Origin of the sequence: Actinomyces sp. (genome assembly GCF_030524025.1) — a bacterium.
Lineage (GTDB): Bacteria > Actinomycetota > Actinomycetes > Actinomycetales > Actinomycetaceae > Actinomyces.
Genome location: NZ_JAUNHI010000002.1, coordinates 123,336 through 136,748, shown reverse-complemented (window position 1 = coordinate 136,748; position 13,413 = coordinate 123,336). Strand labels below are relative to the sequence as shown.

The following is a 13,413-nucleotide window of genomic DNA, read 5'->3' as shown; positions in this document are numbered from 1 at the left end:
GAGGTGGTGCGTTCGAGGGTGTGGATGGAGTGACGGTCGACGGGCCGGTCAACGACGGCCGGCGCCGGGGCGTGGGCGTCTGCTCACGGCTCGGGCATGATGACGTCGCGCACGAGGGCGTCGAGGTCGGCGTCGGCCGCCAGGAAGCCGCGCAGCGTGCGCACCGTGGCCCCGAAGGTGTCGAACTCGGGGATCGACAGGCCCTCGGGCTCGTAGGCGCGGACGAACTCCGGGATCGACAGCAGCGTCCGCATGATGCCGGGGTCCACGGGCCGGTCCATCCGGGGCTCGACGGTGTAGTCCGAGGCGTTGATGAGGGTCTGCCAGGCGAAGGGCGGGGAGATGACGACGTCGCCGCCGACGAGCTCGGACCAGTGCATGACGTTGCGGAAGGCGGCCGACAGCAGCCGGGCGCGCAGGCCGCGGGCCTGGAACTCCTGGTAGGCGCGCTTGAAGGCCGCCACGCCTGCCCACTCCAGATGGCCCGGGTCGAGGAAGAGCTGCTCGCGCTTGGCCACGATCTTGAGCCAGTCGTCAAGGCGTCCGACCATGATCGTGACGACCGGCCCCATGGTCGCGACGTCCTTGCCCTCGGCCTCGCGGCGGGCCAGGCCCCGCTCGATCGCCTCGCCGGCGGCCACCGCCTGGGCGACGGTGAAGGAGACGGTCACGTTGACCGACACCCCCCGGTAGGTGGCCTCCTCGATGGCCTCGATCCCGGTGCTCGTGGCCGGGATCTTGACGATGATGTTCTTGGCGAGCCGGGAGAACTCCTCGGCCTGGTCGGCCAGCGCCGTCGCGGAGCGCGCCAGGCGCGGGTCGGTCTGCATCGACAGGCGGCCGTTGCGTCCCCGGTGCTCCTCGAAGATGTCCTCGTACAGGGCGGCGCCCTCGATGGACATCTCGCGCACGACCTGCCAGCCGATCTCGGACTCGGAGGCCTCGGGCCGCTCCCGGGCGATCTGCGCGATGCGGGGCAGCCAGCGCTCCTTCTTCTGGTTGATGCACGTGTAGGCGATCGTGGGGTTGCACGTGGCGCCCACGCCGCCGAAGGCGATCGACTGGCGCAGCTCGTCGGGGTCGGCCGAGTCGTTCCACAGGGCTGTCGGTGTCGTGCGGGCGGCGGTCAGGAGGGGGCCGGGTGTGTATTCGGTGCTCTTCAGCGTGCTCATCAGTGGGCTCCAGGTCTCAGGCTCTGCCGCCCGGCGTCCTCACCGGGGCGGCCTGGGCCTCCATTGAAGGCCGCCAGGGGATCCTCTGTCAACTCTTTGTCTGGACAAAGTAGTGAGTGTGACCGGGCAGTGACCCGATTCCCGGCCGTGGTGCCGTCCGGGGCTCAGGAGGTGAACAGGGTGGTCACGAAGGTGTAGCGCGAGGCACGGTAGAGGTGGGTGCCGTGCTCGACCGCCCGGCCGTTGCGGTCATAGGCGGTGCGCTCCACCGTCAGGAGCGCGGCGCGGCGTTTGTCGGCCAGGAGCTCGGCCTCCTTGGCCGTGGCGTTGCGCGCCCCGACCACCTGGGTCGCGGTGGTCGGCACGACCCCGCGCTCGCGCAGGAGGTCGTAGAGCCCGGCCGTCCTCAGCTCCTCGAGCTCGGGGGCGATGTCCCCGGGCAGGAGGTTGGTCATCAGGGCGATCGGCTCGCCGTCGGCCAGGCGCAGCCGGCTGATGAGGACGACCTGCGTCCCGGGCTGGACGTCGAGGTGCTCGGCCTCCTCCGCGGTGGCCGGGCGCCGGTCGTAGCTGAGCACCTGGGTGGAGACCTCGTGGCCGGCCGCCCGCAGGTCCGACAGGAGGCTCGACAGCTCCATCGACCGGCGCACGTGCGGGGAGGTGACCACCGTCCCGGCTCCCCGGCGGCGCGAGACCAGGCCGCGGTCGGCCAGGTGCTGGAGGGCCTGGCGCGCCGTGGGGCGGGAGACCGACAGTCGCCTGGCCATGGAGATCTCGTCCTCGAGGCGGGTTCCGGGCGGGAGGGTTCCGTCGAGGATGAGTGCGGCCAGGGGGTCCGAGATCTGGGCGTGCAAGGGTGTGGAGCTGGAGCGGTCGATCACGACCTCGAGCCTGTACGGATCGTCTGACATCCTGGACCTCCGGTGCTGGGACTGTACCATCATACGTCCCGCTCGGCGGCCATCCCGCCTCGGCTCCCGAGCAACCACAATCGACACAATTTGTTCGGACAAAGATGTTGACCTTCGTCTCGCCGTGAGGCAGTCTTCTGCCTGAGGGCGCCGCAGCCCGCCCCGCGGGATCGGGCCCCCAGACCCCGTCGATGCTCGACGGCGCGGCACAGGGAAGGATGAACCGCATGACCGCAGCCACCAGCACCCCGCCGCTCGACGTGCTGACCATCGGGCGCTGCGGAGTCGACATCTATCCCCTGCAGGTCGGGGTGGGGCTGGAGGACGTGGAGTCCTTCGGGAAGTTCCTGGGCGGCAGCCCGACGAATGTCGCGGTGGCCGCCGCCCGCTACCGTCACCGTTCGGCGGTCATCACTGGAGTGGGTGACGACCCCTTCGGCCGCTTCGTGTGCTCCGAGATGCGCCGCCTGGGCGTCTACGACGACTATGTCGTGACCAAGCCGGCCTTCAACACCCCGGTCACCTTCTGCGAGATCTTCCCGCCCGACGACTTCCCCCTCTACTTCTACCGCGAGCCCTCGGCACCCGACCTGGAGCTGACGACCGACGACCTGCCCCTGGGCGCGGTCAGGGACGCCCGCATCTTCTGGGTCTCGGCGACCGGCCTGAGCAAGGAGCCCTCGCGCGCCACCCACCACGCTGCCCTGGACGCCCGGGCCCGCGCCGCGCACACGATCGTCGACCTCGACTTCCGCGCCAACTTCTGGCCCGATGAGACGGTGGCCCATGAGGAGGTCTCGGCGATCCTGCCCAAGGTGACCGTCGCGATCGGCAACCGCGAGGAGTGCCGCGTGGCCGTGGGGCAGACCGACCCCGAGCGCGCCGCCGACGCCCTCCTGGAGGCCGGGGTCGAGCTCGCGGTGGTCAAGCAGGGGCTGGCGGGGACCCTGGCCAAGACCCGCGAGGAGCGGGTCGAGATGCCGGTCACCCCGGTGACGACGAAGAACGGCCTGGGTGCCGGTGACGCCTTCGGGGGCGCCCTGTGCCACGGGCTGCTGTCCGGCTGGTCGCTGGCCAGGACCGTCTTCGCCGCCTCGACGGCGGGCGCCATCGTCTCCTCGCGCCTGGAGTGCTCGACCGCGATGCCCACCGAGCCCGAGCTGCTCTCTCTCATGCGGGTCCACCGCGAGCGCTGCGCCCCCGAGCTGGAGGGACTGTGAGATGGGGCGGACGCCGCTGACCGACCGGATCATCGAGATCCGCGCGGGCGCTCCCGAGAGGATCGCCCGGACGCTGGCCGAGCGCCCCCGTGGACAGATGCCCGGGGGCGGGGCCAAGCTGATGATCATCGCCTGCGACCACCCCGCACGTGGGGCACTGGCCGCAGGCGGGAACCCCCTGGCGATGGCCTCGCGCGAGGAGATCCTGGCGCGCTGCGTCGAGGCCCTCTCGCGCCCGGGGGTCCACGGGTTCCTGGGCACCGCCGACCTCATTGAGGACCTGGCCCTGCTCGGGGCGCTGGACAACAAGCTCGTCTACGGCTCGATGAACCGGGGCGGCCTGGCCGGCTCCTCCTTCGAGATGGATGACCGCTTCACCGGCTACGACGCCGCGGGGATCGTGGGCTCCCGGCTCGACGGCGGCAAGATGCTCCTGCGCATCAACGACACCGACTCCGGCTCCGTGGCGACGATGGCCGCCTGCGCCCACGCGGTCGACGAGCTGGCCCGAGCCGGGGTCATGGCCATGGTCGAGCCCTTCATCTCCCGGTGGGAGGGGGGCCGGGTTGTCAACGACCTGAGCCCCGAGGCGGTCATGCGCTCGATGGCCATCGCCTCGGGCCTGGGCGCGACCAGCGCCTACACCTGGCTCAAGCTCCCGGCGGTCGAGCAGATGGAGCGGGTTATGGAGGCCTCGACCCTGCCCGCCCTCATCCTGGGCGGCGCCGTGAGGCCGGACGCCGCGGCTGCGCGGGCCTCGTGGGCCCGGGCCCTGGCCCTGCCGACCGTCAAGGGGCTCGTCATCGGACGGTCCCTGCTCTTCCCACCCGACGACGACGTGGCCGCCGCCGTTGACAACACCGTAGGACTGCTCTCGTGAGTGAAGAGGAGACGAATATGAGCACGACCCCACCCGCCCCGCCCGCCACCGGCATCCACATCCGTGCCGGCTCCTCGGGCGGCGGCCCACTGTCCGTCGACCTCACGGCTGCCGATGCGGGATGGACGTACTGCGGGCTGCGGGTCGCCGAGCTCGAGGCGGGCCAGGCCGTGGAGCTGGAGACCGGCGAGTCCGAGCTGCTTGTCCTGCCACTGGTCGGCGGCGCCGTCGTCGAGGTCGGCGGCGCCCGGCACGAGCTGGCCGGCCGCCCCGGGGTCTTCGCGGCCACGACCGACTACCTCTACGTGCCCCGCCGCAGCTCGGTGACCCTGAACTCGCCGGAAGGCGGGCGCATCGCCCTGCCCTCGGCACTGGCGGTGCGCGACCTGCCGGTGCGCTACTTCGGCCGCGAGCAGGTGCGCACCGACCTGCGCGGGGCGGGGGACTGCTCGCGCCAGGTCAACAACTACGCCCTCAACAACGGGGTCGAGACCTCTCACCTCCTGTGCTGCGAGGTCCTGACCCCCGGGGGGAACTGGTCGTCCTACCCGGCGCACAAGCACGACGCCAAGGGCGTCGATGAGCGCGAGCTCGAGGAGATCTACTACTTCGAGATCGCCCCCGGCCCCGGGGGCGAGCCCGGATTCGGCCTGCACCGGACCTACGCCTCGAGCCCCGAGCGGCCCATCGACCTGTGCGCGGAGGTCCGCCACGGCGATGTCGCCCTGGTCCCGCACGGCTACCACGGCCCCTGTGTGGCCGCCCCCGGCTACGACATGTACTACCTCAACGTCATGGCCGGCCCCGATGAGGACCTCGTGTGGCTGGCCCCCGACGACCCCGCCCACCACTGGATCCGGGGGACCTGGGAGGAACAGGACATCGACCCCCGCCTGCCCATGACCCGCTGAGACCCGCCCAGATCCCCTGTTCATCCACGACCCGAGAAGAGCACGCACCGTGAACGAGGCCTACGCAGGCACGATCCGCCTGACCGTCGCCCAGGCGACCATCCGATTCCTGTCCAACCAGTACTCCGAGCGCGACGGTGTCGAGCACCGGCTCATCGAGGGCGCCTTCGGCATCTTCGGGCACGGCAATGTCGCGGGCATCGGCCAGGCCCTCCTGCAGAACGAGGTGGCCCCCGTCGAGGGCGAGGCCGAGATGCCCTACATCATGCCCCGCAACGAGCAGGGCGCCGTCCACGCCGCGGCGGCCTTCGCCAAGGTCCGCAACCGCATGTCGACCTATATGGTCACCGCCTCGATCGGCCCGGGCTCCCTCAATATGGTCACCGGGGCCGCCCTGGCCACGACCAACCGCGTCCCGGTCCTTCTGCTGCCCTCCGACCAGTTCGCCACCCGGGTGCCCGACCCCGTGCTTCAGCAGCTCGAGGACCCCACGACCCTCGACCTCACCGTCAACGACGCCTTCCGCCCCCTGTCGCGCTTCTTCGACCGGGTCAACCGGCCCGAGCAGCTCATCCCCTCGCTGCTCAGCGCCATGCGGGTCCTGACCGACCCGGCCGAGACCGGCGCGGTCGTCATCGCCATGCCCCAGGATGTCCAGGCCGAGGCCCACGACTGGCCGGTCGAGCTGTTCCGCAAGCGGGTGTGGCACGTGCGCCGTCCACCGGCCGAGCCCGCCGCCCTGGAGCGGGCGGTGGCCCTCATCAAGGCGGCCCAGCGCCCCATGATCATCGCCGGGGGCGGCGCCATTTACTCCGAGGCCACCGAGGAGCTGCGCGCCTTCGCCACGGCTACGGGCATCCCAGTGGCCGACACCCAGGCCGGCAAGGGCGCCATCAACCACGACCACCCCTGCTCCATCGGGGGCGTGGGCTCCACCGGCGGAGACTCGGGCAACCACATCGCCGACAAGGCCGACCTCGTCATTGGGATCGGCACCCGCTACTCCGACTTCACGACCGCCTCGAAGACCCAGTTCAAGAACCCGGGCGTGCGCTTCGTCAACATCAACATCACGCCCTTCGACGCCGCCAAGGAGAGCGCCGAGATGGTGGTGGCCGATGCCCGTGAGGCGCTGGTCGCGCTGGGCCGGGCCCTGGGCGACTACCACGTGAGCGCGGAGTACTCCCGTGAGGTCGCCGCCGAGAAGGAGGCCTGGGCGCGGGCCACCGACCGCTGCTTCCACCTGGGCCACGGCCCGCTGCCCGCGCAGACCGAGGTCTTCGGCGCCCTCAACGAGATGATGGGGGATGAGGACATCGTCATCAACGCTGCGGGCTCGATGCCCGGGGACCTCCAGGCGCTGTGGCGCGCGGCGACGCCCGTGCAGTACCACGTCGAGTACGCCTTCTCCTGCATGGGCTACGAGATCCCCGCCGCCCTGGGCTGCAAGCTGGCCCGGCCCGAGTCCGAGGTCGTGGCGATCGTGGGTGACGGCACCTACCAGATGTTGCCCATGGAGCTGGCCACGGTCGTCCAGGAGAACATCAAGGTCATCTACGTCCTGCTCCAGAACCACGGATTCTGCTCCATCGGCGCCCTGTCGGAGTCCCGCGGCTCCCAGCGCTTCGGCACGAAGTACCGTCAGCGCGGGGCCGGCACGCACCTGGAGGACTCCGAGGCCGTCCGCGGGGTCGACATCGCGGCCAACGCCGAGTCCTGGGGACTGAAGGTCTACCGGGTGGCGAGCATCGAGGAGTTCAAGGAGGCCTACGCCGCGGCCCAGGCCGGCCAGGAGGCGGCGATGATCCACATCGAGACCGACCTCTACGGCCCCAACCCCCCGGGCTCGTCGTGGTGGGACGTGCCGGTCTCGGGGGTCTCCCGCCTGGAGTCCACCCAGCAGGCCTACGAGCGCTACACCGAGGACCGCCGTCCGCAGCGCCACTACCTGTGAGCCCGTGCCGGTCAACGGCACCGGCCGGTGGTGCCATAGCGGCCGCCCGCATCCGCAGGCTGGATGAGAGCGCCGAGATCCTGCTCATCGACAAGGGCCAGTACCTGTCCTACGCCAGCTGCGGCCTGCCGTACTACGTCGGCGGGGATATCGCGCGGCGCGACTCCCTGCTCGTGTCCTCCAAGGAGCAGATCGAGGCCACCTACGCCGTCGAGGTGCGCGACCTCAGCCTGGCTAACCCCTCGACCCGGTCACCCGCACGCTGACTGTCAAGGACCTGCGCACCGGCGAGGTCTACACCGAGGTCTACGACAAGCTGATCCTGGCCACCGGGGCCTCACCGGTCCTGCCGGCCCTGGAGGGGCTGGGGGCCGACAATGTCTTCACGTTGTGGACGATCCCGGACGCCGACCGCATCAAGGACTTCATCGAGAGTCGCGCGCCGCGTCGCGCGGTGGTGGTCGACGCCGAGCCTGGATCCGGTGCCCGCCACCGCCGGTGGAGGTCCGTCCGACGGGGCGACCATCGCGCTCGACCTGTGCGGCATGAGCTGCCCGGGCCCGATCGTCGAGGTCGCCCGGGCCGTCAAGGACCTGGCCGACGGCCAGTGCCTGCAGGTCGTGGCCACCGATCCCGGCTTCGCCCGGGACATCGCCGCCTCGGCGCAGGAGGCCGGGGTGCGGCTGACCGCCTGCCAGATGAGCATGGAGATCATGGGGATCACTGCCGAGGAGCTGATCGACGGCGTCGAGATCGGGGGCGTGGCCACGATGCTCAACGACAACGACCGCACGAACATGAACCTGTTCATCTGAGGCCGCCCCGCGTCACGGCAGCAGAGCACGAAATGTGCTGACAAAGACATTGGTCCCGGGTCGGTCCCGCGCTAAGGTGGGCGAGCGGGGCGGGCGCCTGCGCCGTGGGCGCCCGTCCATCACCGAGGAGTCGCGCGAGGCCTGAGGAGGCTGAGGAGTCAATGACGATGAGGACCATCACCCACTGGATCGACGGACAGCACTACGAGGGCGCTCCGATCGGGCGCTTCGCCGTCGAGAACCCCGCCACCGGCCAGGTCGAGGCCGAGCTGCTCCAGGCCTCCGACGCCGACCTCGACCACGCGGTCGAGGTCGCCCGCCGGGCACAGAAGGCGTGGGCCAAGGTCTCCCTGGCCAAGCGCACGGCGATCATGTTCCGCATGCGCCAGCTCGTCCTGGACCATGAGGACGAGCTGGCCCGGCTCATCGTGGCCGAGCACGGCAAGAACTACTCCGACGCCGTCGGCGAGGTCCAGCGCGGGCGAGAGACCCTCGACTTCGCCACCTCGATCAACCTGGCCCTCAAGGGCGAGTACTCCTACGACATCTCCTCAGGGGTCGACATCCACACCCTGCGCCAGCCCGTGGGCGTCGTGGCCGGCATCTGCCCCTTCAACTTCCCGGCCATGGTTCCCATGTGGATGCACCCGGTGGCCATCGCCACCGGCAACGCCTTCATCCTCAAGCCGGCATCGGCCACGCCCTCGGCGGCCCTGCTCACCGCCGAGCTGTACAAGGAGGCCGGCCTGCCCGACGGGGTGTTCAACGTCGTGTCGGGCAACCGGACGATGGTGACCAAGGTGCTCGAGCACCCCGGCATCGACGCCATCTCCTTCGTCGGGTCGACCCCGGTGGCGCACATCGTCCAGGACACCGGCGTCAGCCACGGCAAGCGCGTCCAGGCCCTGGGCGGGGCGAACAACCACGCCATCGTCATGCCCGACTCGGACCTGGACTTCGCCGCCCAGCACATCACGGCCGCGGCCTTCGGGGCCGCCGGCGAGCGCTGCATGGCCTTGCCGGTGGTCGTGGCCGTCGGCGGCTGCGGGCCCGAGCTCGCCGAGAAGGTCCGGGCCAACGCCGAACGGATCAAGGTCGGCCACGGCCTCGATGAGGGCGTCGAAATGGGCCCGGTCATCGACGCCAAGTCCAAGGAGTTCATCGTCTCGCTCATCGACGACGCCGAGGCGCGCGGCGCCCGGGTCGTCCTGGACGGGCGGAGCCTGGTCGTGCCCGGCTACGAGGGCGGGCACTTCCTGGGCCCGACCGTCGTCGACGAGGTCCCCCTGGACTCCTCCCTGTACTCCGAGGAGGTCTTCGGGCCGGTGCTGGCCATCGTCCACTCCGACACCTACGAGGAGGCCATCGCGCTGGTCAACTCCTCGCCCTATGGCAACGGCGCGGCCATCTTCACCAACGACGGGGGTGTGGCCCGGCGCTTCGAGCTCGACGTGGAGGCCGGCATGGTCGGCATCAACGTCCCGATCCCCACCCCGGTGGCCTACTACTCCTTCGGCGGGTGGAAGGAGTCGCTGCTCGGCGACACCCACATCCACGGCCCCGAGGGCGTGCGCTTCTACACCCGCGCCAAGGCCGTCACCTCCCGCTGGCCCAGCGAGAAGACTTTCGCCGCCACGATGTCCTTCCAGCGCGAGGAGTGAGCCCGGCGGGCCCGTCAGAGGGCTCGCGACACCTCATCCGATCCGTACCGATCCGTGTCCGATCCGTATCTGATCCGTCCCCCGGGGTGCCTGGTGCGCCCCGGGGGACGGTCGTGTCGGTGGCGTGGGTCCCGGGCCCGGGCGCGTGCGGGCGGGCGGCGTGACGGGGGCTGAGAGGCTCCCCGGGGCGCGCAGACAGCCGCAGCAACTTGTCCGCACAAACTCTAACCAGGCGGTTGTCGAGCAAATAGACTGGCAGCGATCCGAAACGATTCGGATCTACCCTGACCCAGAAGAGACGACGACACGACCTGGGAGTGGACCGACGACCGCGTCCTGAGCCCCGAGGCGTGGAGGCTTTACGTCGAGCACGCCAACGCCCTGGGCCGGATGCTCCTGGAGGACTACGGGCTCAAGATGGTCCTGCACCCCCACGGGGACTCCCACATCGAGACCCCCGAGGAGATCACCCGTGAGGCCCACGAGAAGGACTGGCCCTTCGGGGAGGCGGTCACCAAGGGCGCCTCGGTCTGTCCGCCCGCCGGCCTGCCCGAGATGCACGCCTTCGTGGACGCCCTGGCCGGGCTCGACAAGGAGATCTACTGCATCTGCGAGCAGGACTGCTACCCCTGCGACCCCGCCTTCCCCAAGCCCAACGCCATCAACATGCGCACCTACCTGGCCGAGTGCGGCCTGGGCCCGGCCTGATCCGGTACCCCAGGCGATCCACAGACACACCCCTGACCGAGTAACACGCAAGGAGACAGATCCTGACCCTCGGTATCGGACTCATCGGCGCGGGCGGTATGGGCCGCGCCCACCTGGCGCGCATCCACAACGACCTCGCCGGAGCGCGCATCGCGGCGGTGGCGGACATCAACGCCGAGGCCGCCCGCTCGGCCGCCGAGCCCTACGGCGCGACCGCCTACACCTACTCGGCCGAGCTCATCGCCGACCCCGAGGTCGATGCCGTCATCATCGCGACCTTCGGCAAGGTCCACGCCCCTCGGCACGCCCCGCGCGACTTCGCGGCGCTTCGACCACCTCCAGGACCCGCTGGTCCTCGTGGCCAAGACCGCCTCGGGCATGCTAGTCGACGATGAGGTCAACGTCAACATCCAGTTCGGCTACTCCATCGAGTGCGAGCTAGTCATGGAGGCGGGCACCGTCCGCCTGGGCGACCAGGAGAAGGTGCATGTCAGGGACTCGGCGGGCAACCGCAACGCCATGTGCCAGTCCCACATCGACCGTTTCCAGGAGGCCTTCAACCGCGAGGTTCAGGAGTGGATCAATGCTGTGGCGGCCGATCGGCACGCCGGCTCGACCTCCTGGGACGGCTACGCGGCCACCTGTGTCGTGGACGCCGCCCTGACCTCCTTGGACGAGGGCGGCCGGGAGGTTGCGATGGAGATGATCGACCGGCCCGACTTCTATGCCTGATCACTCAGGGGCGGCTGGGTCCCGCGCGGGGCCCAGCCGCCCCTGGTCGCGGCTCGATCGGCAACCTGTGAGAACTGGGCCTGTACATCCGCATATTGTCATGACATACTCGCTTCATCGACGCCGACGTCGACACCCTGAGAGGACACCCGATGGTTGATATCGCCCTCGATCCCAACATGTACTACGCGACGATGTCCACCGCGGACACGTTGCACAAGGCGGCTGAGCTGGGGTTCCGGTTCGTCGAGCTGTCTCCCAACCACGAGTTCCACCTGTGGCACCACTACCCCAAGGCGGACCGCGCCTTCATCGAGGAGCTGCGGAAGGCCCAACGGGACAGCGGGGTGGCCGTGCGCACCCTCAACCCCGTGTTCAACTGGTCCTCGCCCGATGAGGCCGAGCGCCAGGCGCAGGTGCGCGACTGGCGGCGCCTGCTCGAGCTCGCCGACGCCCTGGAGGTGCACGTCGCCGATGGCTTCAACCATCGCGCCAACGGTGGCAACCGTTACATCATCAACCCTCCCGGCGCCGACGTGACCGTCCACCAGCACAATGCCATCGGCATGGGTGAGGTCCCGTGGGACGAGGTCTTCCCCGCGCTGTGCGAGGTCGGCTTCGATGGCATTGTGTCGGTGTGTATCTTCGGGTGGCACGAGCGCGCCGACGAGTACAACAAGGCCGCGCTGGCGCGCCTGAACGCCGAGCTGGGCGCCTGAGTCCTGGAGCTGGTCGCCTCGTGCGCCGCTGGCCAGCCCGCATCTCGTCTCCTCATGGACCTGACTCCGGCACCGAGTGCCCCAAGACCTGTGATCAGGGCTGCGGGCTCGGCGCGTAGGAGTGGGTCCGATTCAAGTCACTCGACAGGATTTGTCCTGTCATATGGTCGCTCAACTCGTTAGCGTCAGCACACCTCTCGAACCGACAAAGGAGTCACTGTGTCGCACAGTCCAACTGCCGCCGCACCAAGCGGTGCCGTCAAGCTGCCCCCGCTCACGCCGGGTCCCTACCGCGCCCGTCTGACGGTCGTCGCCCTGATTGCCACACTGGGCGGTCTGCTCTTCGGCTACGACACCAGCGTCATCAACGGCGCCCAGAGCTTCATGGTCCGGCCCGACCAGCTAGACCTGACCAACTTCGGCCTCGGTATCGCGGTCAGCTCACTGCTGTTCGCCAGTGCAGTCGGCGCCCTGACCGGGGGACGGATCTCCGACAGGATCGGGCGTAAGTCCACGATCACCGTCATGGCCTCCCTGTTCATCGTGGGCGTGGTCATCGTCGTCCTCGCCGACAACCTGCCCATCCTGGCCGGCGGTCGCATCATCCTGGGCCTGGCTGTGGGTTCGGCCTCCGTCGTCGTGCCGGTCTACCTGGCCGAGCTCGCGCCCTACGAGATTCGTGGCTCCCTGGCCGGCCGCAACGAGATGATGATCGTGACCGGCCAGCTCCTGGCCATCGTCATGAACGCCATTATCGGCAACGTCTGGGGCGACCAGTACCCGTGGGTGTGGCGCGTCATGTTCGCGCTCGCTGCTGTCCCCGCGATCGTCCTGCTGCTGGGGGTCACCCGACTTCCCGAGTCGCCGCGCTGGCTGGCCGACAAGGGGCGCGAGGAGGAGGCCCTCGAGATTCTCGACAGTCTCAGGCCTGAGGGGCGCGCCAAGCCCGAGCTGGAGGAGATCGAGGCCACCAGCAAGGAGGAGGCCGGTCGCGAGAACATGTCGCTCTCGGAGATCTTCTCCAACAAGAACCTGGTGCGCATCGTCCTCATCGGCTGCGGCATCGGCTTCTTCCAGCAGACCACCGGCATCAACTCCATCCTCTACTACGGTGAGAGGGTCCTGGAGGAGTCCGGCTTCAGCACGGGCGCGGCCCTCATCGCCAACATCGCCCCCGCCGCCATCTCGGTCATCGCCGCAATCGTTGCCCTGCAGATGATGGACCGGTTCTCGCGCCGTAAGACCTTCCTGTGGGGCTACGGCCTGGTCGCGGTCACGCACGTGCTCATCGCTGCCGCAGCCGGCTTGCTGCCGGATAGCAATGTGAAGCCTTTTGTGTTGCTGGCGCTCATCGTGTTCTTCGTCGGCTCCATGCAGCTGTGCCTCAACGTGGCCACCTGGGTGACGCTCTCGGAGATCTTCCCGTTGAAGATGCGCGCCTTCGGCATGGGGCTGTCGGTGTTCGTGCTGTGGATGACCAACTCCTTCCTGGGCCTGTTCTTCGCCAGCGTCATCGCGGCCATCGGACTGTCGATGTCCTTCGTCATCTTCGCCGTCCTCAACGCCGTCGCCTTCCTCTTCGTCCTGGCCTTCGTGCCTGAGACCAAGGGCCATACGCTGGAGCAGCTGGAGAACGACGTCATGAGCGGCGAGATCTTCAAGCGTCGCAAGCGGTAGTCCCGCCCCCGCGTGCCCGGCCAGGGGCCCCGTCCCGGGTACGCGCTCAACGC

The 13,413-nt window shown here is 69.5% G+C and carries 14 protein-coding genes and 1 pseudogene; 13 read left to right on the top strand and 2 right to left on the bottom strand.

What is annotated here, in order from left to right:
- Window positions 1-83: 83 nt before the first annotated feature.
- Window positions 84-1,172: a transaldolase family protein gene (locus Q4C85_RS01740; RefSeq protein ID WP_303138961.1), complete on the bottom strand. Its 1,089-nt coding sequence runs from the start codon at window positions 1,170-1,172 to the stop codon at window positions 84-86.
- Window positions 1,173-1,336: 164 nt separating this feature from the next.
- The gene (locus Q4C85_RS01735; protein ID WP_303138960.1) at window positions 1,337-2,083 is read right to left on the bottom strand and encodes a GntR family transcriptional regulator; all 747 of its coding nucleotides are present in this window, start codon (window positions 2,081-2,083) and stop codon (window positions 1,337-1,339) included.
- A 227-nt stretch (window positions 2,084-2,310) separates the two neighbouring features.
- Here Q4C85_RS01735 and iolC point away from each other — a divergent pair, with 227 nt between their 5' ends.
- From iolC to Q4C85_RS01675, 13 genes and pseudogenes are all read left to right on the top strand, one after another.
- A complete protein-coding gene (gene iolC, locus Q4C85_RS01730) occupies window positions 2,311-3,303 on the top strand; it encodes a 5-dehydro-2-deoxygluconokinase (protein WP_303138958.1) in 993 nt (330 codons plus the stop codon).
- A gap of 1 nt (window position 3,304) precedes the next feature.
- A complete protein-coding gene (locus Q4C85_RS01725) occupies window positions 3,305-4,183 on the top strand; it encodes a deoxyribose-phosphate aldolase (RefSeq protein WP_303138956.1) in 879 nt (292 codons plus the stop codon).
- 17 nt (window positions 4,184-4,200) lie between these two features.
- Entirely contained in the window at window positions 4,201-5,094 is an 894-nt protein-coding gene (gene iolB / locus Q4C85_RS01720; RefSeq protein ID WP_303138954.1) for a 5-deoxy-glucuronate isomerase, read from the top strand.
- Between the two features lie 49 nt (window positions 5,095-5,143).
- Window positions 5,144-7,048 carry a 3D-(3,5/4)-trihydroxycyclohexane-1,2-dione acylhydrolase (decyclizing) gene (gene iolD / locus Q4C85_RS01715; RefSeq protein ID WP_303138952.1) on the top strand — a complete coding sequence of 635 codons (1,905 nt, stop codon included), beginning with the start codon at window positions 5,144-5,146 and terminating at the stop codon, window positions 7,046-7,048.
- A complete protein-coding gene (locus Q4C85_RS01710; protein ID WP_303138950.1) occupies window positions 7,045-7,314 on the top strand; it encodes a hypothetical protein in 270 nt (89 codons plus the stop codon). The genes iolD and Q4C85_RS01710 overlap by 4 nt, the downstream gene beginning before the upstream one ends.
- A pseudogene (locus tag Q4C85_RS11725) lies at window positions 7,311-7,451 on the top strand (hypothetical protein); the annotation flags it as partial. The gene Q4C85_RS01710 and the pseudogene Q4C85_RS11725, both read left to right, overlap by 4 nt.
- A gap of 79 nt (window positions 7,452-7,530) precedes the next feature.
- Window positions 7,531-7,863, top strand: a complete 333-nt coding sequence (locus Q4C85_RS01705; protein ID WP_303138949.1) for a DsrE/DsrF/DrsH-like family protein — start codon at window positions 7,531-7,533, stop codon at window positions 7,861-7,863.
- Window positions 7,864-8,030: 167 nt separating this feature from the next.
- Window positions 8,031-9,524: a CoA-acylating methylmalonate-semialdehyde dehydrogenase gene (locus Q4C85_RS01700; RefSeq protein ID WP_303138948.1), complete on the top strand. Its 1,494-nt coding sequence runs from the start codon at window positions 8,031-8,033 to the stop codon at window positions 9,522-9,524.
- A gap of 390 nt (window positions 9,525-9,914) precedes the next feature.
- Window positions 9,915-10,232, top strand: coding sequence for a hypothetical protein (locus Q4C85_RS01695; RefSeq protein WP_303138946.1), 318 nt, complete (start codon window positions 9,915-9,917; stop codon window positions 10,230-10,232).
- Window positions 10,233-10,330: 98 nt separating this feature from the next.
- Window positions 10,331-10,627: a Gfo/Idh/MocA family oxidoreductase gene (locus Q4C85_RS01690; RefSeq protein WP_303138945.1), complete on the top strand. Its 297-nt coding sequence runs from the start codon at window positions 10,331-10,333 to the stop codon at window positions 10,625-10,627.
- The gene (locus Q4C85_RS01685; RefSeq protein WP_303138944.1) at window positions 10,590-10,964 is read left to right on the top strand and encodes a myo-inositol 2-dehydrogenase; all 375 of its coding nucleotides are present in this window, start codon (window positions 10,590-10,592) and stop codon (window positions 10,962-10,964) included. Before Q4C85_RS01690 ends, Q4C85_RS01685 begins: the two co-directional genes overlap by 38 nt.
- Before the next feature lie 152 nt (window positions 10,965-11,116).
- A complete protein-coding gene (locus tag Q4C85_RS01680) occupies window positions 11,117-11,683 on the top strand; it encodes a sugar phosphate isomerase/epimerase (protein WP_303138942.1) in 567 nt (188 codons plus the stop codon).
- Between the two features lie 219 nt (window positions 11,684-11,902).
- The gene (locus Q4C85_RS01675; protein WP_303138940.1) at window positions 11,903-13,360 is read left to right on the top strand and encodes a sugar porter family MFS transporter; all 1,458 of its coding nucleotides are present in this window, start codon (window positions 11,903-11,905) and stop codon (window positions 13,358-13,360) included.
- Window positions 13,361-13,413 lie beyond the last annotated feature (53 nt).